This is a genomic window from Proteus sp. GOKU (genome assembly GCF_015475555.1).
GTDB classification, from domain to species: Bacteria; Pseudomonadota; Gammaproteobacteria; order Enterobacterales; family Enterobacteriaceae; genus Proteus; species Proteus mirabilis_B.
In genome coordinates this window covers 1,231,936-1,253,137 of sequence record NZ_CP034105.1, presented here as the reverse complement: position 1 = coordinate 1,253,137, position 21,202 = coordinate 1,231,936, and the positions used below count along the sequence as shown (strand labels likewise).

Sequence of the window (21,202 nt, the reverse complement as noted above, 5' to 3'; positions counted from 1 at the left end):
AAAAATGGAACACACTGATTACACTATTGAGCTTCAAGGCGTTGAGAAATGCTTTGCAGGACTGGAAAGCCCCGCAGTTTCGTCATTAACAGCCACCATTACCGGTGGCTCTGTGACGGGGTTAGTTGGTCCTGATGGTGCAGGAAAAACAACCTTAATCCGTATGCTTGCAGGTTTATTAAAGCCTGATGCGGGTGATATTCATATTTTAGGAATGGACCCGCAAAAGCAGAGTATTGATGTCAGAGCTATTCTTGGCTATATGCCGCAAAAATTTGGTCTTTATGAAGATTTAACGGTATTAGAAAACCTCAATCTTTATGCTGACTTGAAAAATGTTATCGGTGATGAGCGCGAAAAAATTTATCACCAACTGCTCACCTTCACCGATCTCACTCGCTTTACCTCTCGTCTTGCAGGAAATCTTTCAGGAGGGATGAAACAAAAGCTGGGTCTTGCTTGTACTTTATTAGGTAGCCCTAAAGTTTTGCTTCTTGACGAGCCTGGCGTAGGGGTCGATCCCATTGCACGCCGTGAATTGTGGCAAATGGTACATGCTTTGGCCAGCGATGGCATGTTGATACTATGGAGCACCTCTTATCTTGATGAAGCTGAGCAATGTAAAAACATTCTCTTACTTAACAAAGGAGAGCTGCTTTACAGTGGTATTCCTCAAGATCTAACAGCAAAAATGGCAGGCCGCTCTTTTCTACTCAATGTTGAAGGTCATCAGCGTAGAAAAGTATTGCAACAAGCAATTATTCAACCTCAAGTCACAGATGGCGTTATTCAAGGGCAATCCGTTCGTTTGATCTTGAAAAAACAGAGTAATCAAACTGAACTACTGAACGCTTTGGGTAAACCTGATGCGAAGCTTATCTCCGCTACACCACGCTTTGAGGATGCTTTTATAGATTTATTAGGAGGCGGTCCTTCTCATAAATCTGAATTAGCTGAAATTATGCCTCAGATCCCTCCTGCACCTAATGAAACGGTCATTGAAGCACAGCAGTTAACCAAAATGTTTGGTCAATTTGCAGCAACCGATCATGTTGATTTCCAAGTTAAACGAGGTGAAATTTTCGGTTTGCTGGGCCCTAATGGTGCGGGTAAATCAACAACCTTTAAAATGATGTGTGGTTTATTAGTTCCCACTAGTGGTAAAGCACTTGTGTTAGGTATGGATTTAAAAGAGAGCTCAGGTAAAGCACGTCAACATTTAGGTTATATGGCACAAAAGTTCTCACTTTATGGCAATTTAAAAGTGGGACAAAACTTGAAATTCTTCTCTGGTGTCTATGGCTTACATGGCAAACAACAACGAGATAAAATCAACGATATGATAACTGCCTTTGGCTTACAGCCGATGGTAAATCAAATCACTGAAACCTTGCCTTTAGGTTATAAACAGCGCCTTGCCCTTGCGTGCTCATTAATGCACGAGCCTGATATTCTCTTTTTAGATGAACCCACATCAGGCGTTGACCCACTAACGCGACGAGAGTTTTGGCTACATATTAATGGCATGGTTGATAAAGGTGTGACCGTGATGGTTACCACTCACTTTATGGATGAAGCAGAATATTGTGATCGTATTGGTTTGGTTTATCGCGGAAAAATCATTGCGGCTGGCGAGCCCGATTCGCTCAAAAAAATGGTCGCCAGTGACGATAATCCAACCCCTTCAATGGAAGATGCCTTTATTGGTTTAGTGCTGGATTACGATAAAAAACTTGAAAGTGAAAATGATAAAGGGAGCGAAAAATATGCGTAATTCAGCTCAATCATCTCATGCCCGCTTTTCTTGGCGACGTTTATATGCCCTATGCTTAAAAGAAACAAAGCAAATTACTCGTGATCCCAGTAGTGCCTTAATTGCTATTGTTATCCCACTTACTTTGCTGTTTATCTTTGGTTATGGCATTAATTTAGACTCAAGCAAATTAAATATTGGTATTTTAACTAATCAACAAAGCCAACCTGCGCAAGAGCTGGTTTATACTTTCACTAATTCACCGTATATCAATGCAACTATTAGTGATAATCGACAATTACTCATTGATAAAATGCAGGCAGGACAAATTCGAGGCATTGTGGTTATTCCTGTTAATTTTGCTGAATTACTCGCTCGACAAGATACTAAAGCCCCCATTCAAGTGATCACTGATGGCAGCGAGCCCAATACCGCAAACTTTGTTCAAGCTTATACTAAAGGAGTTTGGCAAATTTGGTTGCAACAGCAAGCTATCAGTAAAGGAATTGATACTACGCCATTAATTGAAATAGAGCCTCGCTATTGGTTTAACCCAGCAGCAATTAGCCAGCATTATATTATTCCGGGTGCTGTCACTATTATTATTACGGTAGTGGGCGCTATTCTTACCTCGTTAGTGATTGCTCGCGAATGGGAAAGAGGCACTATGGAAGCCCTACTTTCCACCCAAATAACACGCACGGAACTCTTACTTTCAAAGCTTATTCCTTACCAAGTGTTAGGCAGTTTTGTCATGGTGTTATGTATGGTCGTCACCGTGTTTGTGCTTGGCGTGCCTTATCGAGGTTCATTGTGGATTTTAGGCGGGATCACATCGCTCTTTTTGGCTACTGCTTTAGGGATGGGATTACTTATTTCCACACTAACGCGTAATCAATTTAATGCCGCGATGATTTCGTTAAATGCCGCGTTTTTACCCGCAATTATGTTATCAGGCTTTGTTTTTGAAATTGATAGTATGCCCATCTTTATTCAAGTGGTGACCTATTTTATTCCTGCGCGTTATTTTGTGAGTAGTTTGCAAACGCTATTTTTAGCTGGCGATATTCCGTTGATATTGATGCTAGATATGTGGCTATTAATTGTATCGGCAATATTTTTTATTGGATTAACGGCGTTAGCAACACGTCGTCGATTAGATTAAAGGGAGAGCTTTTATGTTTTATCGCCTTCTCACCCTGATAATGAAAGAGTTACAGTCATTATTACAAGAGCCTCAAACGCGTATTATTTTAATAATGCCAGTTATCTTTCAGATGATCTTATTCCCTTTTGCCGCAACGTTAGATGTTACCAATGCCTCTATTGCCATTTTTGATGAAGACAATGGTAAACAATCTATTGAGTTAACCCAACGTATCGCCAAAGCGAGTGCATTCTCTCAAACTCTTTTACTTAAAAATGAACATGAAATAAAAGAGACGATTGATAACCGCAAAGCGCTTTTATTAGTTCGTTTTCCCCAGAATTTTAGTGCTGAACTAGAAAGCCATGTTCCTGTTAAATTGCAAATAATCCTAGATGGTCGAAATTCTAATAGTGCTCAAATTGCCGCTAATTATGTGCAACAAATCGTACAAAACTATCAAACTGAATTAGCAGGTAATACACCTTCTCTACTGAATAAAACAGAACTTGTTGTTCGTAATTGGTATAACCCGAATTTAAATTACAAATGGTTTATTGTGCCTTCTTTAGTGGCGTTGATTATTACCATTGGCGTGATGATAGTCACTTCACTTTCTGTTGCTAGAGAGCGCGAACAAGGCACATTAGATCAACTGTTAGTTTCGCCACTATCAACATGGCAAATCTTTGTTGGCAAGGCAGTTCCAGCAATGGTTGTTGCCGCTGTTCAAGGTACCATCGTATTAATTATTGGGATATTCGGTTATCAAATTCCATTTTCAGGTTCATTAGTCCTATTTTACTTTACCATGCTTATTTATGGCTTATCGCTGGTGGGTTTTGGCTTATTAATATCGGCATTAAGTTCGACCCAACAGCAGGCTTTTATTGGTGTCTTTGTATTTATGATGCCAGCAGTTTTATTATCGGGTTATATTTCACCGGTAGAAAATATGCCCGTTTGGCTACAACATGCCACATGGATAAACCCAATTCGTCATTTCACTGATATCACAAAACAGATTTACCTTAAAAATGCTGATATCACCGTTATATGGCACAGTTTATGGCCTTTATTGGTGATTGCCGCAGGTACTGGTACTTTTGCATATTATCTTTTTCAAAGAAAAATAGCTTAAAACGATAGCCATTAATTTATTAAACAAAAAAATCCCACAACTTATAAAGTTATGGGATTTATTTTTTATGCTGTTTTTAAACTACGTTTATCCGCAAATATCGTTAAAATTAACGACGGTCGCCTAAAATACGCAGTAACATTAAGAACAGGTTGATGAAATCTAAATAAAGCGTCAATGCACCCATAATTGAGTAACGGCGCATATTTTCTTTATCTTCTTGGTTAATCTCATTACCCATATCTTTTAATTTTTGTGTGTCATAAGCAGTTAAACCTGCAAAAATTAACACACCTGCGTAAGAGATAACCATGCTCATCATTGAGCTTTGCATAAAGATATTAACGATAGAAGCGATAATGATACCGATAAGCCCCATAAACAGGAAGCTACCCATACCCGTTAAGCTACGCTTAGTCGTATAACCGTAAATGCTTAATGCGCCGAACATTGCCGCACAAATAAAGAATGTGCTCGCAATTGAAGATGCGGTGTAAAGCAGTAATACGCTTGAGATAGTCACGCCCGTTAACACGGAATAGAGCATAAATAATGAGGTTGCCATTGCACCACTCATTTTATGAACCATACCTGATAACACGAAAACTAACCCTAATTGAGCAATGATCAGACCAAAAAAGACGATCTTGCTTGAGAAAATCATTGATAATAATGCTTCGCTTGATGCAACGTAGAGTGCAACAAACGCAGTTAATAACAGACCTACAGTCATCCAACCATAAACCTGAGCCATAAAGGTTTGTAGGCCAGAACCTGTGCGCTGTACGATTGAATCATTTGAACGTGAAAATCGATCCATGATGATTACCCTTTAATCATAGTGATAACGTTAGGTTTAACGATAACGTTTATTTCAGTAAAGAGCCCATTATGGGCTCATTAGAATTTAATTTTATCACACTGATTTTACATTTCCATGAAATAAACTGTATGAAATGTCACCATAAAATAAATTTAGGTAAAGTAATGTAGTGTTTAATTGAGTGTGGTGATTTATTCCCAGCGCTCAGCCGAGTCATAATCACTTTGACGTGCATCAACCCATCTCTCGTTATTTTCAGAAAGCCCTTCTTTTTTCCAAAATGGCGCGCGTGTTTTTAAGAAATCCATAATAAATTCAGCGGATTCAAAGGCGCTATTACGATGAGAACTGGTTACACCGACAAACACTATCTCTTCACCAATATGCAAAGTTCCTACGCGGTGAATAACACTTACACGCTGTAGAGGCCAACGAGAACGGGCTTCGTTTACAATATCCGTCAGTGCTTTTTCAGTCATTCCTGGATAGTGCTCAAGCGTAAGCGTGCTCACTTCATCACCAAGATTATGATTGCGAACTTTACCGGTAAATGTCACAACAGCACCATCACTGTCGCACTCTGAAAGCCATTGGTATTCATCACCAACGCTAAAATTTTCGGTTTGTACTGAAATACGAGTTGATGCGCTCATCTTATCCTCCTGTAACAGGTGGGAAAAAGGCGATTTCATCACCATCATTAATAACGTGGGAGCCTTGAACAAAGGATTGGTTTACCGCAGAGAGTAACTTGCCATCTTCTAATGCGAGTGACCAACGTTCACCTTTGGTGATTAATGCTTTACGTAAATCATCTACTGTGTGGTATTCACAATCTAACTCAAGAGAATCAACGCCGACTAATTCACGAACTTGAGCAAAAAAGAGAACTTTAATCATGCTTCCACCTTAAAGTGACCAGATTTGCCACCTGTTTTTTCTAATAAACGTACAGGCCCAATCACCATATCTTTTTGAACAGCTTTGCACATATCATAAATGGTCAATGCTGCTACTGATGCCGCAGTTAATGCTTCCATTTCAACGCCTGTTTTACCCGTTAAACGACAAACAGACTCAATGCGTACACGGTTAGATTCAGTGAGTGCTTCTAAACGTACTTCGACTTTAGTTAATAACAGCGGATGGCATAACGGGATTAATTCCCATGTTCTTTTTGCGGCTTGAATACCTGCAATTCTTGCCGTTGCAAATACGTCACCTTTATGGTGTTTGCCTTCGGTGATCATGCTTAATGTTTCTGCTGACATTTCAACAAAGGCTTCAGCACGCGCTTCTCGCACTGTTTCAGCTTTAGCGCTAACATCCACCATGTGAGCTTCACCGGCAGCATTAATATGAGTTAGTTGAGACATGCACAACTCCTGAAATTAACGAAATAACAGAGCGAAAAACTATCCACCAATAACAGATAAGTTCGGTGTAATACCGCTATCGCCTTGATGAAGAAAATGGGTTTCTCGTTTATGAAGAAGACCACCCTGAATACGCTGTTGTAATGCTTCTTGTTGACTATCATCAGCAAGTAAGTCGCGTAGAGGAATACCATTTTCACCAAATAGGCAAAGATGGAGATTACCAATAGCGGAAACGCGTAAACGGTTACAAGTTAAACAAAAGTCTTTTTCATAAGGCATGATAAGACCAATTTCACCTTGATAATCAGGATGGGTAAATACTTGAGCAGGCCCGTCACTACGAGCGCGAGGAATTTGTAACCAACCTTCATTAAGTAAGCGTTGGCGAATAACTTCACCAGATAAATGAAAGCGGTTGAAAATATCACTACCGTCACCAGTTTCCATTAATTCGATAAAGCGCAGTTGGATAGGTCTGTCTTTGATCCAATTAAGAAAATCAGGGAGGTTTTTATCATTCACATTGCGCATTAGCACAACGTTAACTTTTACTTTTTCGAAACCCGCAGTAAATGCAGCATCAATCCCTTCCATCACTTGGCTAAATTTATCTTGCCCAGTAATAGCATGGAATTGACGAGGATCGAGGCTATCAACACTCACATTAATTGCACTTAAACCCGCATCACGCCATTGGGCAACATCTCGAGATAAACGATAGCCATTGGTTGTTACTGCAATTTTTTTGATAGACGCATTGTCTTTAATGGTTGCGATAATATCAGTAAAATCACGACGCATTGTAGGCTCGCCACCTGTTAGGCGAATTTTTTCTGTCCCTAATGCGGCAAAAGATTGTGTCAGTCTGCTGATTTCATCTAACGAAAGAAATGATTTATGACCGTTAGGCTTATAACCATTAGGTAGGCAATAAGTACAACGAAAATTACACACGTCTGTAATTGAAAGACGTAAATAGAAAAATTTGCGGGAAAACGCATCAACGAGTTGTTGCATAGTAACACCTTTCCAAATCGGGAGATGCTGGCATTTCTACCTTGCACCCTGGTGACTTGTTTCGTCACGGCCAGAACATCATATCTTGTAAACACACGACTTAGACGTTAAGGCTAGGAGTTAATCTTTACCTGTTTTTCACAGGTTTCTAATACCTATATATTTATTGTGGATTCTACCTGCTAATTTTTCAAAAAGCGAACAATGTTTTCGCTATATAATTTATAATACAACGACTTACGACACTTTAGTCACTCTAATAACATAAGTAAAAACACTTTCATTGATTAAATATTAGGCTATCAAAAGTAAAATTAAACTAGGAATGTGATGAAATCACGTCGTGATCATAGGCTTAAAATTTAATTGTGATAAATTAGCGGCAAATTTTTAAAGATGAGTAGAACAAATATGCGAAATCGCACGCTAAGTGATTTAGATCGTGTTGTTGCCCTTGGTGGTGGTCATGGCCTTGGACGTGTGCTTTCAGCACTCTCCTACTTAGGCTCTCGTCTTACTGGTATTGTTACAACAACAGACAATGGCGGTTCTACTGGCCGTATTCGCCAAGAAGAAGGCGGTATTGCGTGGGGAGATATGCGCAACTGTATTAATCAGTTAATTACAGAGCCTTCCGTTGCTTCTGCGATGTTTGAATACCGTTTTTCTGGTACCGGAGAACTGGCTGGGCATAATTTAGGTAATCTAATGCTTAAAGCACTCGATAACTTAAGTGTTCGCCCTTTGGAAGCCATTAATCTTATTCGTGGATTATTAAGAGTGAATGCTCACCTTATTCCTATGTCTGAACAAGCCGTTGACCTTATGGCGATAGACGACCAAGGAAATGAGATTTATGGTGAGGTCAATGTTGATATTTTACCTAAGATCCCCCAAAAGCTTGATCTCTACCCTAAAGTTCCGACTACTCGAGAAGCCATTGAAGCGATTGAACAAGCAGACTTGATCTTAATTGGTCCGGGTAGTTTTTTTACCAGCTTAATGCCTCTGTTATTACTGCCAGAACTGGCACAAGCATTGCGCCGTAGCAGTGCAACAACGATTTACATTGGTAATTTAGGCAAAGAGCTAAGCCCTGCCGCTGCCAGTATGACGATGTCTGATAAAATCGCCATGATGGAGAACTATATTGGTTTACAAACAATAGACGCGGTGATCATTAGCCCTGAAACTCAATATGAATCGATGAAAGGTCGATTAATTGTACAAGCGCAATTGGAAGCCAAAGATATTCCTTATCGTCACGACCGCCATCTATTAGGTAAAGCTATTGAGTTAACGTTGCAACAGTTAGGGCAACGTAATGCATCAGCTCAAGCCGTTAAATAGAATTTAACTACCTATTTCCATTAAAAAAACCGCATCTGCTATAAACAGCAAGTGCGGTTTTTTGTTGGTAAAAAGCAATATCGCTATTGGTTTTCAGCGCGTTATTAGCTATTAAGCTGTTTTAATGTAATACGCTGACTAATTGCTTCTTCAATTTCATCAAGTGTCATTGGTACATCATTTTTCATCAGACCAAGGCCTGCAACAGTACGAGAAAACGACATTAAATCTAATGGCGGTAAATCCATGATCCAATTCTCTTCTGTTGCCAGTGTATCTTCAGCATTTAGAATATTTTGTATTACATCCGTAAAAGCTTGATGAGAAGATACCCAGTCTTGATCACCACTCGCCCAAAACCAACGAGCAGCAATAAAGTTTCTCCACATATCTTCCCAACCATCATAAATTCGACGCAACATTGATGCGCTCATTAATGACCATGTTTGGGCTTCTTGTTGAGTAATATAACCTTGTTGGCAACCTTCTAAACAGAGCTTGTTAAAACGACAGAGATCCCAAATTAGATATTTCACATTTTGGATATTCATGCGATTTGTGCTCATCATATCGATTTGCCATAAACGCTCATTTTTATCGTGTTCAGTTAACTCAGAAAGCAAAATGTCATTTTTTAATGATTGAACATCGTCTTCTTTGCCATCTAAAATTTGGTCACGTAGCTGATAAAAATCATTGGTGTGACCTTGAGTAAGCAACCAAAATAGTTGATAGACTAAATCCCAACGGTCGTTAATTCCCCAACCTGCTGATAGTCCACCATCATCTTTACCTTGATCGTATTCGTTATATGCCCACTCATTCATTGCGGCATAAGGCGCTGCAACATATAAACCCCATTCATTGGGCAACAACTGACCTGACGTATTTTCTGCTTCAGATAAAATGGGCTCCTGCCCTGCTGTTGATGGTTTTTGCAACTCACTATCTTGTACAGCAAATTTGCGTAGCCATTTAAAAAGCATAATAAGAAGAATAACACCAAGAATTACCCCTGCAGAGCTGGGAAACCCTGCATAAACATAACCACTCATTCACTGTCCTTAATGTCTTTTTTATCTTTGTAAATAATTGACGCTTTGTTTGTTGTGGTATTTAAACAGTTGAACGCCATTAAGGGAATATCAAATAAGGCAAAAAATGGAAGATAGAAGATAAAAAGGGATAATCCCTGTAAAAATACGGATATCCCTTTATCAATTTATGAACTTAATTTCTCTGATCAAGAGTTAGCAATAAACTGAGCGCGTAATGCCTGCAACTTATCACGAGTGCTTGCTGCTTTCTCAAATTCAAGATCTTTTGCATATTGATACATTTCAGCTTCTAAGCGTTGGATCTCTTTTTCCAATTCAGCCGTTGATAGCAATGGATAATTTTCATGAATATCCGCTGCCTTATGCCCTTTCTTATTACGTCCTTGAGAAGGCTGACCAATCTTAAGGATATCGCCCACTTTCTTATTTAACCCTTTAGGCACAATGCCATGCTCAAGGTTAAATTGTTGCTGTTTCTCACGACGGCGTTCTGTTTCACTGATGGCTCTCGCCATTGAATCAGTAATTTTATCGCCATATAGAATCGCTTTACCTTCAAGGTTACGAGCGGCACGACCAATTGTCTGAATCAATGAGCGCTCTGAACGTAAGAAGCCCTCTTTATCAGCGTCTAAAATCGCCACCAAAGAGACTTCAGGCATATCCAAACCTTCTCGAAGTAAGTTGATACCCACTAAGACATCAAACTCACCGAGGCGCAAATCACGAATAATTTCGACACGTTCAACAGTATCGATATCAGAGTGTAAATAACGAACACGCTCGCCATGCTCTTCAAGATATTCCGTTAAATCTTCAGCCATTCGTTTTGTCAGTGTTGTCACCAGCACACGTTCATTTTTTGCCGCACGAATACGAATTTCAGAAAGTAAATCATCGACTTGAGTGGCAACAGGTCGCACTTCGACAATGGGATCAAGTAAACCTGTTGGTCTTACAACTTGCTCAACAATTTCATTACCCGATTTTTCAAGCTCATATTTACCCGGCGTCGCTGAAACATAAATTGTTTGTGGTGCTAATGCCTCAAACTCTTCAAAACGTAATGGACGGTTATCAAGCGCAGAAGGTAAACGGAAGCCATATTCAACTAAGGTTTCTTTACGGGAGCGGTCGCCTTTATACATTCCACCAATTTGAGGGATAGTAACGTGTGATTCATCAATCACTAATAAACCGTTAGCAGGAAGGTAATCAAATAGAGTTGGAGGTGGTTCACCGGGACCTCTCCCTGACAAATAGCGGGAATAGTTTTCGATACCAGAGCAATACCCCAATTCATTCATCATTTCGAGGTCAAATTGAGTACGCTGTGTCACGCGTTGCTCTTCAACCAGTTTATCGTTAGCTAAAAGCACTTTGCGTCTATCTGCGAGTTCTTTTTTAATTTCTTCCATCGCTTCAAGAATACGCTCACGCGGGGTGACATAGTGCGTTTTGGGGTAAACAGTAAAACGAGGCACATTGTAGTGAATTTGCCCAGTTAAAGGGTCAAACAGTGAAAGACGTTCGACTTCCTCATCAAAGAGCTCAACACGTAATGCATAATCATCAGATTCAGCAGGAAAGATATCAATCACTTCGCCACGAACACGAAATGTACCGCGCTGGAAGGCTTGATCATTGCGAGTATATTGTAAATCAGCAAGGCGACGTAAAATGGCACGTTGGTCGATTATCATGCCGTTAGTCAGATGAAGCATCATTTTTAAATAGCTATCAGGATCACCCAAACCGTAGATAGCAGAAACCGATGACACAACAATAACGTCTTTACGTTCTAGCAAGGCTTTAGTGGCTGATAGACGCATTTGTTCGATATGTTCGTTAACAGAAGCATCTTTTTCAATAAAGGTATCAGAGCTTGGAACATACGCTTCAGGCTGATAATAATCATAATAAGAAACAAAGTATTCCACTGCATTTTCAGGGAAGAATTCTTTCATTTCACTATAAAGCTGTGCTGCCAATGTTTTATTTGGCGCCAACACCATAGTCGGACGATTTAGATTGGCAATCACATTGGCAATCGTAAAGGTTTTTCCTGAGCCTGTTACCCCTAAAAGAGTTTGATGAGCAAGACCATCATCTAATCCTTCACAAAGTGAGGCAATAGCGGCAGGTTGATCACCACCCGGTTTAAATTCAGAATGCAGTTTAAAATCTTTGCTCATATTTTCTTCTCCTCGCTGACACTCCTTATAATACTGGATAAAAATCCAGCTTCAATCTCTATCTCATAAAATTTGTCTGAATAATTAGCATAAGTTATCCCCAGTTTTGGAACTGGAATTTTTTCAAAAAGCAACCCCCTTTTTTGTGAATTATTCAAAGAGACACACTGACACCATTCGCTCTATTGATTTTATTTAATTAATTGATATATAAGAATTAAAAATAAAAGTTGAGAATAACGCCAATCTTTAGCAATGCCTTGTATTCTCTCTATTCAGAGTATTTTTATAATGGTAATACACAAGGTTATCCACAGGAATAGTGGATAACTACACAAAGTTGTTATCTCTCGGTAGGTTACGTCTTTTTTTCCACCTTAAAATATCCCCCAAAATTGACGAAATTTATTTTTTTTATTTTTTTATTGGTATAAAAAATAGACTTTTATAATTTACTTAATAACGACCTATCAACTTAGTTTTAAACAGGAAAGATCGAGGTAAGGAGTAAAATCATGCTCTTTTACTTCGTTTAAATAGGGTATTTTGCCTAAGAATGGCGCTTTAATATGCTGTTTTAATGTTGCCAGATACTCTTTCTGATATCGCCCTGCTGGCTCAACTTCATTCGCAACCCAACCCGCCAATGTTAAACCAGACTGAATAATTGCTTGTTGCGTTAATAACGCATGATTAATGCAACCCAATTTAACACCTACAGTCAAAATAACAGGTAGCTTTTCATTGATAACCCAATCAGAGAAAAATTGGTTTTCTGATAATGGCGTAAACCAACCACCTGCCCCTTCGACTAAAACCCAATCGGCTTGCTGTTTTAAGTAAGACAACCCTTCTGACATCACATCAAAATCAATAGGCTGGCTCATTTCTTGGCTAACAATATGGGGCGATGTAGGAGTTTCAAAACAGTAAGGGTTAACACGCTGATAATCTAATTTTACCGTACTGAATTTTTGCAATGTGAGTGCATCTGAATTACGTAAACCTTCATTTAGCCACTCACTTCCCGAAGCAACTGGTTTATAGCCCGCAGTTTGATACCCTTGATGCGCCGCACATTGTAATAGAGCGCTACTTACCACGGTTTTCCCTACTTCTGTATCGGTACCTGTTAAAAACCATGTCTTAGCCATGTGATATTTTTCCTATAACAATTTGATAGGTAAGTAAATATTTACCTGATTCTGTTTTCCACACATTTTCTAGTGCACGAAATTTCTGTCGTGTCATTAACCCTTTTTGTCGATCACCCTGCACAAAATTAGCACCAACCCCCTTCAAAGAAGCAAAGAGCGCATGTAATGAGTCGTATTGTTCTGTGACAGTTTCAGTAGAAAATTGACAATGAAAACCACGACACGCTTTCTCAATATCGTGAAGCGATAAAAAAGGATTTACATGAGGGTGTTTATCAAGAGATTGCCAAGCATCTCTGACTTCTTGCAGTGTCAATGTAGTGAGTGTTGAGAAATAAAGTGCACCTTTTACATTGACTGTATTCATTAATGTTTTAATAGCACCAGATAAATCCTCACACCATTGCATCGCTAAATTACTAAATACAATGTCCACACTTTGTGGTGCAATCGCGCAATGTTCGATATCACTTTGTAAGTAACCATCAGCTCGCTGTTGTTGTTTTGCCACCTGTAGCATGGAGTGTGACAAATCCAGTGCAATAACAAACTTGCCTTGCTGTTTCCATTTTTGGCTGAAATATCCTGTTCCACATCCAGCATCTAACACAATATTGCCACTATCATGATGCGCTAAATCCATTAATTTATTGCCACTGTAGCGCTGAATATTAGCGTGATTATCGTAATGAACAGCGGCTTTACCAAAGGTTTGAGCTATACGTTGTTTATCTGTTTTGACTGAAGAAAGCATGAAGCGTCTCGATTAACAGCTTAATATCTGAAAGATGATGGCGAGTAGTTAACGTTATTCGTAAACGTGCACTTTGAGGAGGTACGGTAGGTGGGAAAATTGCTTTTACCCAAAGTCCTTTAGATTGCAGATAATCTGAAAGTGTTTGGCACAATTGTTCATCACCAATAACTAATGGCTGAATAGCGGTTTTTGAAGGTAATAATTTAACCGGAAGTGAAATTACACCTTGGCGAAAAGTATCAATTAATTGTTGAAGATATTCTCGCTCATTATCCGCTTGCTTAATAACATTTAGAGCAGAATTTAAGGCTATAGCTTGTGCCGGTGGCATTGATGTACTGTAAATAAGGTGACGAGCATATTGTTCGAAAAACTCTGCGGTTAGTTTATTACAAAGCACAGCCGCCCCGCTGACACCAAACGCTTTACCAAAAGTGACTACTAATATTTCAGGTTTAATCCCTGCTTCATCACAACTGCCTCGGCCTTCTTTACCTAAAACACCAATACCATGCGCATCATCAACCATTAACCATGCATGATGTTTTTGGCTTATTGTTGCTATTTCTCTTAATGGTGCTTTATCTCCATCCATACTAAATACCCCTTCTGTTACCACAAAGGTTTTATTAGCTGACGTTTTATTTAGTCGTTGAGATAAAGAATCAGGAGAATTATGTAAAAATCGCCATAATGTCGCGGGTGATAATACTGCGGCTTCCATTAGTGAAGCATGACAAAGTTTATCTGCAATAATTGCATCGTCTTTTTCAAGTAATGCCGAAATGACACCTTGATTAGCACTGTAACCGGATGAAAATAACAGTGCATTATCGTAACCTAACCAATCTGCAAGGTGCTGTTCTAATTGCTCATGAGCTTGTGTAAATCCTGTGATATGCCCTGATCCACCGCTACCTACACCGTATTCATCGGCACCTTGTTGCCATGCTTTAATAACGTCTGCATGCTGGCTGATGCCTAAATAATCATTGCCTGAAAAATTAAGGTATTTTTCATCTGAAATGGTGATCAAAAAACGCCCATCCGCTTGTTTGATCACTTTGCGTTTTCGCCATAATGGCGTATTTCTACGCGCATTAAGTTGTTCATCTAAATAGGTTTGCCAGCTCATTACAGTGCCGCATTGTAAAATTGTTCAGTGTCTTTATTGGCAACAGCTTGTATCAAAGCTTCTTCTTGCTGATTGTCACCCATAGATACTGCTAATCGTTCAGGATTTAAGCCTAATTTACGGAATAACTGGTGATCTTTGTCTTCGGTTGGATTCGTTGTCGTTAATAATTTACAACCATAGAAAATAGAGTTAGCGCCGGCCATAAAGCAAAATGCTTGTGTTTGTTCACTCATTTGCTCACGTCCAGCAGAAAGACGCACATAAGAGCGTGGCATCATGATACGGGCAACGGCGATAGTGCGAATAAAATCAAAAGGGTCGACATCTTCATTATCTGCAAGTGGTGTCCCTTTTATTTTGGCAAGCATATTGATCGGCACACTTTCAGGAGGCTGTGGCAAATTAGCTAATTGCACTAACATTGCAGCTCTGTCTTTAACTTCCTCGCCTAACCCTAAAATTCCGCCAGAACACACTTTAATGCCAGCATTACGTACTTTATCAAGCGTATCTAAGCGATCTTGATAGGTACGTGTCGTCACAATACTGCCGTAAAATTCAGGTGAGGTATCAAGGTTGTGGTTATAAAAATCCAACCCAGCATCTGCTAAGCGGTTGGCTTGTGAATCATCTAATTTGCCAAGTGTCATGCAGGTTTCCATACCCAGCGCTTTAACTTCTTTAACCATTTGCTCAAGGTAAGGCATATCGCGTTCATGAGGATTTTTCCATGCGGCTCCCATACAAAAACGTGTTGAACCTGCTGCTTTAGCTTTTTTCGCAGATTCAATCACTTGCTGCACTTCCATTAAGCGCTCTTTTTCTAATCCCGTTTTATACCGCGCGCTTTGAGCACAATATTTACAATCTTCAGGACAAGCCCCTGTTTTAATAGAAAGCAACGTACTCACTTGGATTTGAGAAGGGTCAAAATGTTGACGATGAACTTGTTGTGCCTGAAAAACCAAATCTAAAAATGGCATATCAAACAGTGCTCTGGCTTCTTTTAGTGTCCAACGTTTTAGTGCGCTCACAATACAATCTCCTTTTTAAAAGTGATTGCCAGTTTAAATAATAGGGTTATCATGTCAACTAAAATTGATCACCATTGGTTTACATGATTAAGTGAAAAATATAATGACACCTGAAGATATCGCTTTCGATTTACGACACATTTGGCACCCATACACTTCGATGAGTAATCCGTTGCCTGCTTACCCTATCGTCAGTGCAAAAGGCGTTGAATTAGTCTTGGCTGATGGTAGAAAATTGATTGATGGAATGTCTTCATGGTGGGCTGCAATTCATGGATATAATCACCCAGAACTCAATAATGCCGTCACCACACAGCTAAGCAATATGTCTCATGTGATGTTTGGCGGCATTACTCATCCACCAGCAATATCACTTTGTCGAAAATTATTAGCGATAACACCAGAACCTCTCGAATGCATATTTCTAGCGGATTCGGGTTCAGTTGCCGTTGAAGTCGCGCTGAAAATGGCATTGCAATATTGGCAGGCTAAAGGTGAAAAACGTCAACGTATTGTGGCGTTAAAACAGGGTTATCATGGCGATACCTTTGGTGCTATGTCAGTGTGTGATCCGGATAATTCCATGCACAGTCTGTACAAAGGTTACTTGCCTAATCATCTCTTTGTGGATGCACCAAAAACAGGTTTTTATGAAGAATGGGAGCCGGCTGATATCAACTCATTACGCTCAACATTAGAGCAACATCATCAAGAAATTGCTGCCGTTATGCTTGAACCGATTGTTCAAGGTGCGGGTGGAATGCGAATTTATCATCCTCAATATTTAAAACACGCAAGAGCCCTGTGTAATGAATTTGATGTGTTATTAATTGCAGATGAAATAGCCACTGGTTTTGGTCGAACAGGTAAGCTGTTTGCCTGTGAACATGCTGAAATATCGCCAGATATAATGTGTGTAGGTAAAGCATTAACAGGTGGATATATGACTTTATCAGCCACTTTAACTACACGCCATATTGCAGAAACTATCAGCCAAGGTGATGCGGGATGCTTTATGCATGGCCCTACTTATATGGGAAATCCTTTGGCTTGTGCTGTTGCTGATGCCAGTTTATCTCTATTAGCAAAAGGCGATTGGATAAACCAAGTTGCAGAAATTGAAAAACAACTAAAACGCGAGCTATTACCGTTAAAACAGGTTAAAAGTGTTAAAGATGTACGGGTTTTAGGGGCGATTGGTGTGGTCGAAATGAACGAGCCCGTCAATATGGCAAAATTACAAAAAATCTTTGTTGATGAAGGAGTTTGGATCAGACCTTTTGGCAAACTGATTTATATTATGCCACCGTTTATTATGCCACCAGCAAGCCTCTCAAAACTCACTCAAGCTATTGAAAAAGTGGTTAATCTCTCATAAACCTTTCATAAAAATAAACCTCTAGCAAGGTAATATTCTGCTAGAGGTTCACAGTAGTTTTTATACTACGACAGTTATTTCGTCACAACGGTAACCCACATTGCGCCTTTGCCTACTGGGTAACAGGCTAATTCAGTTAATGCACCAGTGTGTTTATCAATACGAGAAACAGAAGCAAAATCTGATTTTTGACCACAAGAAATCAGGTAATTACCTGTGTTATCAAGATTAAAACCACGAGGCTGTATTTGCGTTGGGTAATAACCCACAGGTTGCAGGTAATCGCCCGCCTCTGAAATTGCCATCGCACAAATAAAGCTTTCTGAGCGCTCGCTCGCATAAAGGAAACGACCATCAGGAGTGATATGAATATCTGACGCCCAACGGGTACTGTTAAATGTTTCTGGGACGATATCGACCGTTTGCATTAAACGATATAAATCCCCCATATGACGGTATACATTGATTGTCGCATCTAATTCATTAAGGCAATAAAACACATCCCCATTAGGATGAAATGCCATATGACGAGGGCCTGCATTTTGTGCGGTTGTTAGCTCTTCAGTGCCCGCTTCTGTTAAATGACCGTCTTCTGATAAATTAAATAAACGAATATGATCTTCACCTAAGCAAGGAACAATCAGTTGTTTATTATTCCAATCGATATTAGATGAATGAGGCTTATTTAATCCTTCAATAATTTGAATAGGTGATTGAGGGACCCCCATCTCATTAATAGGTAAAACAGCCAAATTGCCTTGATGATAGGAAGGAACAAATAAGAAACGCCCTGTTTTATCTAAACATAAATGAACAGGAGTACTTGGAATGGAAGTGATAGCCTTTTGTTCTAATTGACCATCGACAGCAATCGCAAATGTCACCACACTAAAATGAGGACGAATACCTACATAAAGGTATTTTCCATCTGCACTCGCAATCATCGGTTGTACTTGCCCTGCAACCTCAACAACCTGCAATAAATCCATCTCACCTTCAGTGTTTAATGCATAAACATGGATTTGCTGACTCTCTGGACTTGCTACGTAGACTACCTGTTTCATCCCTTCTCCTTAAAACAGATTACCCATTGATTTATAAAGAATAATAGAACAACTAACGACAACCTGTCACGATTAAGCTAGTTTATCTTTTATTGGTTAACGTGTACCATCAACGACATTGCATCTTAATACTATCAAGGGGCTTATTTATGTCATATCGCGTTATTGCTTTGGATCTTGATGGCACACTGCTTGATGACCAAAAACGTATCCTGCCAGAATCTTTAGAAGCACTCAATCTTGCAAGAAAAGCAGGTGTTAAAGTCTTAATTGTAACAGGTCGTCATCATGTTGCTATTCATCCATTCTATCAAGCACTCGATCTTGATACCCCTGCGATTTGCTGTAATGGGACTTATCTTTATGACTATATTGGTAAAAAGGTACTGGAATCCGATCCATTAACTACCCAAGAAACTAGCGCAGTATTAGATCTCGTTAAACAAACAGATGTACATCACTTAGTTTATGCTGATGATGCAATGATGTATGACCAACTGTCAGCCCCTGTACAACGTACTTTGAAATGGTCAGAAACATTGCCTACCGCACAGCGTCCAAATTTAATCAAAGTCGATGATTTTTATAAAGCTATGCATGATGTTAATGCTATTTGGAAAATTGCGACAACAACGCCTGATCATGATGAATTACGCGCTTTAGTTGAAAAAATTGAGCAACAAGTCGGTTTAGAGTGCGAATGGTCTTGGGTTGATCAAGTTGATATCGCCAAAAAAGGCAATAGTAAAGGCCGCCGTTTACAACGCTGGGTTGAAGCGAATGGCATGAATATGAGTGATGTTATTGCTTTTGGTGATAACTTTAATGACCTTAGCATGTTAGAACATGTGGGCTTAGGTGTTGCAATGGGTAATGCTTCAGATGAAGTGAAAGCTCGCGCTAAAATGGTCACAAAGGTGAATTCACAGCCGGGTATTGCTGAGACTATTCATAAATATATTCTGTCTTAGTCCTATTTTCACCTTTCCCAAAAGACAAAACCTCATCAAAGATGAGGTTTTTTTATCAACAAAGACAACAAATAAATCAAAGATGACGACTTAGCGAAATACTCTTTATTTGCGCATAAAGCCACTGCCCTTCTTGAATATTCAATTCATCTTTTGCCCAAGGCGTGATCCTCGCCCATAAATAATTACCATCATTGACAAGTTTCACATCAACTTGACCATCATTTTTAATGGTTTCAACCACTTTCATATGCAAAATATTACGAATACTGCTATTTGATGGACGAGTCGTTGTTAATGACACATCAGAAGCATCAATACGGACACGCACATCACGACCAATTTTAGTCTCGATTTGAGGCAACCACAGCACTTGGTTACCGAAAGCCGTTGCTGTCATATCGTAATGGCTATGATGTTCTACCACCATCACATTCGCGATACTGCTGAGTGTCTCTTTTTGTAACCACGGACGTAGTGCACTACTTGCCCATACATCTTCCAGCTTGCCTGTCGCCTTAATTTTTCCTGCATCCATCACAATGACGTTATCTGCAAGTCGAATAATTTCATCAAGGCTATGGCTCACGTACAAAATAGGAATTTGTACATCTTGTGAGAGCTTTTCTAAATATGGCAGTAACTCACGTTTACGCGGTAAATCAAGCGATGCTAAAGGCTCATCCATTAGCATAATATCGGGTGCTGTTAATAACGCTCGCCCTATGGCAACACGCTGTTTTTCACCACCTGATAATGTTATCGGAAAACGTGGGAGTAAATGTTCGATACCTAACAAATGAATAATGCGATCAAATTGCACTTTCATTGTTGGAGACATACCGTAAAGCAGATTTCCTTTTACTGTGTAATGAGGAAACAGTCGTGCATCTTGGAATACATAACCCACTTTACGTTTTTCAGGTGGCAGATAAATTTTCTTTTCGGTATCCACCAGTGTGTGATTATTTAATACAATCCGTCCTGAATCTGGCTTGGTTAAGCCACCAATCACATTAATCAGTGAGGTTTTACCGGCTCCAGATAAACCAAAGACGGCGGTAATACTTTCTGTTGGTAGTTCAGTATTGACTTCCAGACGCAGTGATCCTAGCGTCTGTTTAAAATTCATCTCTAGCATACGCCCCCCAATCTTTTACGACCCCAACGAGTTAGCCACTCTGAAGCCATTAAAGAGACGAGCGCCAAAATAATTGCAATAACACATAAACGGGCGGCATCCATTTCCGCACCCGGTGTTTCAATCAAGGTATACATTGCCAGAGGAATAGTTCTTGTTTCCCCCGGAATATTGGAGACGAAAGTGATTGTTGCGCCAAATTCTCCCAATGAGCGCGCAAATGCCAACACAATCCCTGCGATGATCCCTGGCATAGACAAAGGTAACGTTATGGTAAAAAAGACGCGTATCGGTGATGCCCCTAAGGTTCTCGCCGCTTGTTCCATACGTTGATCGACAGCTTCTAATGCTAATCTGATAGCTCTTACCATCAGTGGGAATGCAACGACTGCGGATGCAAGTGCTGCGCCTCGCCAACTAAAGGTAAAGCTAAAACCAAACCAGTCATACAGCCATTCACCAATAAATCCACGTCTCCCCATACTGATCAGTAAAAGATAACCAACCACAACAGGAGGTAGAACTAAAGGTAAATGAATAATGCTATCAAGCAATGATTTACCGGGAAAACGTACCCTAACTAAAAGCCAAGCCATAAAAATACCAAAAGGTAGACTGATAATAACTGCAACAGTCGATACCTTAAGGCTTAGTATGATGGCTTGCCATTCGTATTCACTTAACATCTCCAAAAGTATA

The 21,202-nt window shown here is 39.7% G+C and carries 20 protein-coding genes and 1 riboswitch; of the genes, 6 read left to right on the top strand and 14 right to left on the bottom strand.

All coding sequences use genetic code 11. From position 1 onward, the window contains the following. Positions 1 to 4: 4 nt before the first annotated feature. Genes EHE21_RS05750 through EHE21_RS05740 form a run of 3 tightly spaced genes read left to right on the top strand, consistent with a single transcriptional unit; the run spans position 5 to position 4,041 of the window. On the top strand, positions 5 to 1,774 hold the full coding sequence (locus EHE21_RS05750; protein WP_194952087.1) for an ATP-binding cassette domain-containing protein: 1,770 nt from the start codon (positions 5 to 7) through the stop codon (positions 1,772 to 1,774). Continuing rightward, positions 1,767 to 2,918 carry an ABC transporter permease gene (locus tag EHE21_RS05745; RefSeq protein WP_088493373.1) on the top strand — a complete coding sequence of 384 codons (1,152 nt, stop codon included), beginning with the start codon at positions 1,767 to 1,769 and terminating at the stop codon, positions 2,916 to 2,918. Before EHE21_RS05750 ends, EHE21_RS05745 begins: the two co-directional genes overlap by 8 nt. A gap of 13 nt (positions 2,919 to 2,931) precedes the next feature. Then, a complete protein-coding gene (locus EHE21_RS05740) occupies positions 2,932 to 4,041 on the top strand; it encodes an ABC transporter permease (protein WP_194952086.1) in 1,110 nt (369 codons plus the stop codon). 109 nt (positions 4,042 to 4,150) lie between these two features. Here EHE21_RS05740 and EHE21_RS05735 read toward each other — a convergent pair whose 3' ends face one another. From EHE21_RS05735 to moaA, 5 genes are all read right to left on the bottom strand, one after another. Further along, the gene (locus EHE21_RS05735; RefSeq protein WP_109398111.1) at positions 4,151 to 4,861 is read right to left on the bottom strand and encodes a Bax inhibitor-1 family protein; all 711 of its coding nucleotides are present in this window, start codon (positions 4,859 to 4,861) and stop codon (positions 4,151 to 4,153) included. Between the two features lie 194 nt (positions 4,862 to 5,055). Next, positions 5,056 to 5,517 (bottom strand): molybdopterin synthase catalytic subunit MoaE, encoded by a 462-nt coding sequence (moaE, locus tag EHE21_RS05730; protein WP_194952085.1) that lies wholly within the window; start codon positions 5,515 to 5,517, stop codon positions 5,056 to 5,058. Position 5,518: 1 nt separating this feature from the next. Continuing rightward, complete coding sequence (moaD, locus tag EHE21_RS05725) at positions 5,519 to 5,764, bottom strand: molybdopterin synthase sulfur carrier subunit (RefSeq protein WP_023581222.1); 246 nt, start codon at positions 5,762 to 5,764, stop codon at positions 5,519 to 5,521. After that, a complete protein-coding gene (gene moaC, locus EHE21_RS05720; RefSeq protein ID WP_072062889.1) occupies positions 5,761 to 6,240 on the bottom strand; it encodes a cyclic pyranopterin monophosphate synthase MoaC in 480 nt (159 codons plus the stop codon). Before moaC ends, moaD begins: the two co-directional genes overlap by 4 nt. A gap of 39 nt (positions 6,241 to 6,279) precedes the next feature. Further along, a complete protein-coding gene (gene moaA / locus EHE21_RS05715; RefSeq protein ID WP_194952084.1) occupies positions 6,280 to 7,260 on the bottom strand; it encodes a GTP 3',8-cyclase MoaA in 981 nt (326 codons plus the stop codon). After that, a riboswitch (molybdenum cofactor riboswitch) is annotated at positions 7,250 to 7,392 on the bottom strand. It overlaps the preceding gene by 11 nt. Before the next feature lie 279 nt (positions 7,393 to 7,671). Here moaA and yvcK point away from each other — a divergent pair. Next, the gene (gene yvcK / locus EHE21_RS05710; protein WP_088493380.1) at positions 7,672 to 8,610 is read left to right on the top strand and encodes a uridine diphosphate-N-acetylglucosamine-binding protein YvcK; all 939 of its coding nucleotides are present in this window, start codon (positions 7,672 to 7,674) and stop codon (positions 8,608 to 8,610) included. A 104-nt stretch (positions 8,611 to 8,714) separates the two neighbouring features. Here the strand turns inward: yvcK and EHE21_RS05705 are convergent, their stop codons facing one another. The 6 genes from EHE21_RS05705 to bioB form a co-directional block, all read right to left on the bottom strand. Then, entirely contained in the window at positions 8,715 to 9,665 is a 951-nt protein-coding gene (locus tag EHE21_RS05705; protein ID WP_194952083.1) for a DUF1266 domain-containing protein, read from the bottom strand. 188 nt (positions 9,666 to 9,853) lie between these two features. Beyond that, positions 9,854 to 11,863 (bottom strand): excinuclease ABC subunit UvrB, encoded by a 2,010-nt coding sequence (uvrB, locus tag EHE21_RS05700; RefSeq protein WP_194952082.1) that lies wholly within the window; start codon positions 11,861 to 11,863, stop codon positions 9,854 to 9,856. A gap of 470 nt (positions 11,864 to 12,333) precedes the next feature. Continuing rightward, positions 12,334 to 13,017, bottom strand: a complete 684-nt coding sequence (gene bioD / locus EHE21_RS05695) for a dethiobiotin synthase (RefSeq protein WP_194952081.1) — start codon at positions 13,015 to 13,017, stop codon at positions 12,334 to 12,336. Continuing rightward, positions 13,010 to 13,774, bottom strand: a complete 765-nt coding sequence (gene bioC, locus EHE21_RS05690) for a malonyl-ACP O-methyltransferase BioC (RefSeq protein ID WP_194952080.1) — start codon at positions 13,772 to 13,774, stop codon at positions 13,010 to 13,012. The genes bioD and bioC overlap by 8 nt, the downstream gene beginning before the upstream one ends. Continuing rightward, positions 13,749 to 14,912, bottom strand: coding sequence for an 8-amino-7-oxononanoate synthase (bioF, locus tag EHE21_RS05685; RefSeq protein ID WP_194952079.1), 1,164 nt, complete (start codon positions 14,910 to 14,912; stop codon positions 13,749 to 13,751). Before bioF ends, bioC begins: the two co-directional genes overlap by 26 nt. After that, positions 14,912 to 15,949, bottom strand: coding sequence for a biotin synthase BioB (bioB, locus tag EHE21_RS05680; protein WP_098943836.1), 1,038 nt, complete (start codon positions 15,947 to 15,949; stop codon positions 14,912 to 14,914). Before bioB ends, bioF begins: the two co-directional genes overlap by 1 nt. 103 nt (positions 15,950 to 16,052) lie before the next feature. On the opposite strand from bioB, the gene bioA reads away from it, so the two are divergent. Then, a complete protein-coding gene (bioA, locus tag EHE21_RS05675) occupies positions 16,053 to 17,327 on the top strand; it encodes an adenosylmethionine--8-amino-7-oxononanoate transaminase (protein WP_194952078.1) in 1,275 nt (424 codons plus the stop codon). Positions 17,328 to 17,401: 74 nt separating this feature from the next. Here the strand turns inward: bioA and pgl are convergent, their stop codons facing one another. Further along, positions 17,402 to 18,391, bottom strand: a complete 990-nt coding sequence (pgl, locus tag EHE21_RS05670; RefSeq protein WP_194952077.1) for a 6-phosphogluconolactonase — start codon at positions 18,389 to 18,391, stop codon at positions 17,402 to 17,404. Between the two features lie 149 nt (positions 18,392 to 18,540). Here pgl and EHE21_RS05665 point away from each other — a divergent pair, with 149 nt between their 5' ends. Beyond that, on the top strand, positions 18,541 to 19,362 hold the full coding sequence (locus tag EHE21_RS05665; RefSeq protein ID WP_088493388.1) for a pyridoxal phosphatase: 822 nt from the start codon (positions 18,541 to 18,543) through the stop codon (positions 19,360 to 19,362). 76 nt (positions 19,363 to 19,438) lie between these two features. Here the strand turns inward: EHE21_RS05665 and modC are convergent, their stop codons facing one another. Further along, positions 19,439 to 20,503 carry a molybdenum ABC transporter ATP-binding protein ModC gene (gene modC, locus EHE21_RS05660; protein WP_194952076.1) on the bottom strand — a complete coding sequence of 355 codons (1,065 nt, stop codon included), beginning with the start codon at positions 20,501 to 20,503 and terminating at the stop codon, positions 19,439 to 19,441. Beyond that, positions 20,497 to 21,189, bottom strand: coding sequence for a molybdate ABC transporter permease subunit (gene modB / locus EHE21_RS05655; RefSeq protein WP_036938363.1), 693 nt, complete (start codon positions 21,187 to 21,189; stop codon positions 20,497 to 20,499). Before modB ends, modC begins: the two co-directional genes overlap by 7 nt. Positions 21,190 to 21,202: the final 13 nt, after the last annotated feature.

Excerpts from the sequence above, each read along its gene's own strand:
- moaE (WP_194952085.1), bottom strand. The coding sequence starts at position 5,517 with ATGAGCGCATCAACTCGTATTTCAGTACAAACCGAAAATTTTAGCGTT.
- EHE21_RS05745 (WP_088493373.1), top strand. The coding sequence starts at position 1,767 with ATGCGTAATTCAGCTCAATCATCTCATGCCCGCTTTTCTTGGCGACGT.
- bioF (WP_194952079.1), bottom strand. The coding sequence starts at position 14,912 with ATGAGCTGGCAAACCTATTTAGATGAACAACTTAATGCGCGTAGAAAT.
- yvcK (WP_088493380.1), top strand. The coding sequence starts at position 7,672 with ATGCGAAATCGCACGCTAAGTGATTTAGATCGTGTTGTTGCCCTTGGT.
- moaC (WP_072062889.1), bottom strand. The coding sequence starts at position 6,240 with ATGTCTCAACTAACTCATATTAATGCTGCCGGTGAAGCTCACATGGTG.
- bioA (WP_194952078.1), top strand. The coding sequence starts at position 16,053 with ATGACACCTGAAGATATCGCTTTCGATTTACGACACATTTGGCACCCA.
- moaD (WP_023581222.1), bottom strand. The coding sequence starts at position 5,764 with ATGATTAAAGTTCTCTTTTTTGCTCAAGTTCGTGAATTAGTCGGCGTT.
- EHE21_RS05735 (WP_109398111.1), bottom strand. The coding sequence starts at position 4,861 with ATGGATCGATTTTCACGTTCAAATGATTCAATCGTACAGCGCACAGGT.
- uvrB (WP_194952082.1), bottom strand. The coding sequence starts at position 11,863 with ATGAGCAAAGATTTTAAACTGCATTCTGAATTTAAACCGGGTGGTGAT.
- EHE21_RS05750 (WP_194952087.1), top strand. The coding sequence starts at position 5 with ATGGAACACACTGATTACACTATTGAGCTTCAAGGCGTTGAGAAATGC.
- EHE21_RS05740 (WP_194952086.1), top strand. The coding sequence starts at position 2,932 with ATGTTTTATCGCCTTCTCACCCTGATAATGAAAGAGTTACAGTCATTA.
- EHE21_RS05705 (WP_194952083.1), bottom strand. The coding sequence starts at position 9,665 with ATGAGTGGTTATGTTTATGCAGGGTTTCCCAGCTCTGCAGGGGTAATT.
- modB (WP_036938363.1), bottom strand. The coding sequence starts at position 21,189 with ATGTTAAGTGAATACGAATGGCAAGCCATCATACTAAGCCTTAAGGTA.
- bioD (WP_194952081.1), bottom strand. The coding sequence starts at position 13,017 with ATGGCTAAGACATGGTTTTTAACAGGTACCGATACAGAAGTAGGGAAA.
- moaA (WP_194952084.1), bottom strand. The coding sequence starts at position 7,260 with ATGCAACAACTCGTTGATGCGTTTTCCCGCAAATTTTTCTATTTACGT.
- EHE21_RS05665 (WP_088493388.1), top strand. The coding sequence starts at position 18,541 with ATGTCATATCGCGTTATTGCTTTGGATCTTGATGGCACACTGCTTGAT.
- modC (WP_194952076.1), bottom strand. The coding sequence starts at position 20,503 with ATGCTAGAGATGAATTTTAAACAGACGCTAGGATCACTGCGTCTGGAA.
- bioC (WP_194952080.1), bottom strand. The coding sequence starts at position 13,774 with ATGCTTTCTTCAGTCAAAACAGATAAACAACGTATAGCTCAAACCTTT.
- pgl (WP_194952077.1), bottom strand. The coding sequence starts at position 18,391 with ATGAAACAGGTAGTCTACGTAGCAAGTCCAGAGAGTCAGCAAATCCAT.